This window comes from Flavihumibacter cheonanensis (assembly GCF_022352215.1).
In the GTDB taxonomy this organism is placed as follows: Bacteria; Bacteroidota; Bacteroidia; order Chitinophagales; family Chitinophagaceae; genus Flavihumibacter; species Flavihumibacter cheonanensis.
Window position 1 is genome coordinate 1 of the sequence record NZ_JAKRWF010000012.1, and the last position, 3,743, is coordinate 3,743.

Annotated in this window: 5 protein-coding genes and 1 pseudogene; 1 reads left to right on the forward strand and 5 read right to left on the reverse strand. The window is 36.7% G+C overall.

Annotated elements, in window-relative coordinates; all coding sequences use genetic code 11:
- Window positions 1-118: pseudogene (locus MD536_RS22305) on the forward strand (IS30 family transposase); the annotation flags it as partial.
- Here the strand turns inward: MD536_RS22305 and MD536_RS20875 are convergent.
- From MD536_RS20875 to MD536_RS20895, 5 genes are all read right to left on the reverse strand, one after another.
- A complete protein-coding gene (locus MD536_RS20875) occupies window positions 111-386 on the reverse strand; it encodes a hypothetical protein (RefSeq protein ID WP_239603736.1) in 276 nt (91 codons plus the stop codon). The pseudogene MD536_RS22305 and the gene MD536_RS20875 overlap by 8 nt on opposite strands.
- 551 nt (window positions 387-937) lie before the next feature.
- Window positions 938-1,243: a hypothetical protein gene (locus tag MD536_RS20880; RefSeq protein ID WP_234868363.1), complete on the reverse strand. Its 306-nt coding sequence runs from the start codon at window positions 1,241-1,243 to the stop codon at window positions 938-940.
- 258 nt (window positions 1,244-1,501) lie between these two features.
- A complete protein-coding gene (locus tag MD536_RS20885) occupies window positions 1,502-1,990 on the reverse strand; it encodes an FEKKY domain-containing protein (protein WP_239603737.1) in 489 nt (162 codons plus the stop codon).
- 228 nt (window positions 1,991-2,218) lie between these two features.
- Complete coding sequence (locus MD536_RS20890) at window positions 2,219-2,737, reverse strand: hypothetical protein (protein WP_239603738.1); 519 nt, start codon at window positions 2,735-2,737, stop codon at window positions 2,219-2,221.
- A gap of 256 nt (window positions 2,738-2,993) precedes the next feature.
- Complete coding sequence (locus MD536_RS20895; RefSeq protein WP_239603739.1) at window positions 2,994-3,659, reverse strand: hypothetical protein; 666 nt, start codon at window positions 3,657-3,659, stop codon at window positions 2,994-2,996.
- Window positions 3,660-3,743: the final 84 nt, after the last annotated feature.

Genomic DNA, 3,743 nt, shown 5'->3' on the forward strand with positions numbered 1-3,743 from the left:
CGTGACAAATGAAGAAATAAAAACAGTGGAAACATTGCTAAATAACAGACCAGTTCGAAAATTTAATTATAAAACACCTAACCAAGTGCTACAACAGAAAATTGCACTAATTACTTGAACTTAGAAATTTTATATCTCCTAAATCCATCATTTTTATCAAAATTAATAACAAGTTTGGGAAGAAGTCTTTCAAATGGAGAGCGAATACGAGTAAGCTCTATGCTTTTTTCCTTCTCTAATCCTAGAAAATATTTCTCTGTCCCAACATAAGTTGCTGAAGATTGGAAGTCCAACAATGTATGTCTCTTAGTAGCAAATTTTCTTACTGCCGCTTCTACAATTCGACCTGGAATATTGTCTATTGTTACCGATTTAAAGCTCCACATTTGCTATAATGATTAAGGTGTATCACTTGTGTAGTTTGGGTGTGCATGACGCACAACGTTCAAGTATTGGCGAAGGCAGGGCCATTATTAATGTCCCGCCCGGTCTATCGATATATTATTTACAAAAGATCATATTTATAACCTAAAGCTACATTGTAACCTTAAAAAGCTTGGACTTACGTTCATCTATGATATTCTGTTGAAGTTCCAACGTCCCGCCCTGCTTTTGCTAATACTCATGTTGGCTGCACACCCTTTTTCTCAATCTTACCCAAATAGAAAAATATTAAATGTTTTACCTAAGAAACTAAGTGTATAATAGAAAATTAGACTCAGAATGAAAATAGAAGCTATAACGCTTGTAATATATGCAAATGGATCTTTATAATATGGTTTACCGTCAATTATATAATGTCTTTTATTAATAAATTTCCAATAGGTTTTCATAAAAAAGCTACTCAAAATCATTGTCCCAATGATTAAGTATGGAACATAAAATATCATTAAGATATATCCACCTGCTAATGCCGCTTGTAAAAGTGCCATTAGTTTTAGGTAATTATTGATTTTCGGCCTTTTAAATACGATAAAATACTGCCTATTAAAAGTCCTACTAACATTAAGTATCCAGGGACTGTAATTAATGCTACTGGCACATCCGACTTGTCATTCTCTGGTTTAAATAAATATCCCATTGCAATAATTATTCCCATAAGCTCTCCAAGTAATCCAAATTTAAGAATGTGTCGGTAAGTGTCTTTTTGATTTCTAAAAAGTATTATTTTAATAAGTCCGGTTATAGTGCATGCACCTAAGGCTATAAGAATAAAAACAATTGTAAGAATTAATAAAAGCATATTCAATGTTTTATAAAAGTTCCATCCTTGACACGCAGACAGGGTCCTTATAGGGTTGCAGCCAACGTTCAGGGCTTGGCGTTCGGTGGGGAAATTATTATTGTCCCGCCTGGACCATTGCCCATATATTTACTAATGTTGAATTTCGATTCTTAATCTGAATTTGATTCAGCTGCCGGATCAAATGTTGAATTATAGTAAAAGCTGATTGTTTGTTCGTTGCGCCCCACTGACGCCAAACCCTTTGTTGCGCGGTCGTTATTGGGTGCTCAAACCAATCACATCCTTTCTGACTTCATTTTTCCACTTGTCGCCATAGGTACTCTGGAGATGTTCAAAAACCACCTGGTTGTATTCTTCTAAACAGTTAATCGTCGCTGGAGCTACACAGCCAAACAGTTCATATCCTATTTTATATTTCTCGCGGAATGATTTATCAGTAGGATAGTAGACAGCAGCGATACCTCCCTGAACTAGCAACCTGGCCTTTCCTGATTTGATGTCCGTGAGCGCTTTTTGCTTACTATACAATCCACTACACAACGAGTCCAATTTGGAATACATATTTATGTCAGTAGTGCTAAAGTCTACATTATTCTTTTGGTCTGCTCCTCTGTCGCCATGGGTTGCATATCCTTTGTTATTACCCAAAATATGTGTCGCATTGGGGGGTCCATTGAAACTGTTAAATGCGGTGGCAATTACAGCTATTGCAGCCAGGGTAAGTAAATAGGGTGCTTTTTTCATAAACAGGTTTAAGTTAATGCCGCGCAACGTTGAAGCATTTGCGATGGCATGGCAAGAGCAAACTGTCAGCCTGATACAAATGCAAAATTGTAAAAACTGATGTTGAAGTTAACAACTAATGACCAACAGCGTAATGTCTGCCGTAACAAAAGTTGAAAAATGATTTACAGCCGAAGTTTATTCCGTCAGCCATGCTATTGCAAATGCACTTGTTGTGTGCATACCTTTTTACTCTCCCCACAAATGATAAACTGCCATTTCCGTCCTGTCGCTATTGATTACGACAAAACCGTTTTCTTCAAGTGAGTTATCGGTTCCCGGTTCTATTGTAATCCAACCTGTTTTAAATCTGTAAACCTTAACATGTCCGCCAAACCACCTTGGGAAATCTGCATAAGTTGAAATATTTTTTGCTGGGTCATTTAAACCTGTATGGGAAAGAGGAAAAATTGGATTGTTGTCATAAACCCACTTGCTCGTTTGTTCTTGATTGAAGTCTGCGCTGTCCACAAGAGTCCACCCGTTATTGTTTGCAAAGTCATGAACTTCTTTAAAATTGAAAGTGTTTGCCCTGTCGCTTTTCCAACAAACTACCCTGTGTCCGCCGTAAAGTCCTTGGTCGCTAATGTTTTTTACAACTAAGTCCTTTTTGTAGTTTTTCCAAAAACCTGCTGGTGTCGCTTTGTTGCAAGCTGCAAAAGCAAGCGTCAAAATAAGTATCAGGAAATGGAAAGGTTTTTTTGTCATTAGGAACTGTCAAATAACCCGCTCAAAATTGAACGCTGCTAAAAAGAGGTTGCACACAACGGCCGGCAGCTTTGCGCAGTGCTGGTAATGAAGCACCTCTGCCCGGTCCGCTGTTCATTTATTTGTTAATGTTATATTTCCTGATCTGATGATGAATCTATACATAGCCTGGACTGGTGTACAGAAGGGATCTGCTGTTCATTGTACCGATGTCCCGCCAGCATTGCGCAAAACTGCGTGTTGCCTGCAGTCAATATCATTTTGATACCATTTTTAAATAGTTGTTTAATACATCAAAATAGGAATACTTATCAAACTCAAAGTTTAGCTCATTTTTGTCATCTTTTATTGTCCAAATTACAGAGCTGTTTGTTCTTTTAATTTTTATAGTTATTCCTCCACAATCAGTGTCGCCACATTCGCTACAACAATATATCAAGATTTCAGGGTTTACTAACTCTTCTCTATACTTTTCTAAATACCATTTGAATTCATCGTCCGACCATGATGCAGGATATATTTGCCTTATATCTTTATCTGTTACTTCTTTATTTAGTAATTGTTTAATCTTTACTACATCTTTCTTTTGATTTGTTCCTAACACACCTGTCCAGTTGTCTAGAATACTTGTTTTCGTATTATAGAAATTGTCCAGCAGCTTTGACAAAGGTTTATCATTGATAAAAAATTCAGTAAACTCTTTTTTATATTTATTTATTCCTTTGTCGTTCAATGAATTATTACTTTGAAACCCCTTCTTGTTGTTTATTAGATTTTTAAGAGGGGTGACTTCTTTGTCATTTGACAAGGGTCGCCTTTCATATTTTTGAAGTCTCAGGATGTCCATTTTTGATTGCAGGCAACGGCCGGCAGCTTTGTGCAGTGCTGGTAACGAAGCACTATTGCCTGAACCGCTGTTCATTTATTTGTTACTGTTATATTTTCTGAGCTTATGATGAATCTGTACATAGCCTGAACTACTGTACAGATAGGAACTGCTGTTCAT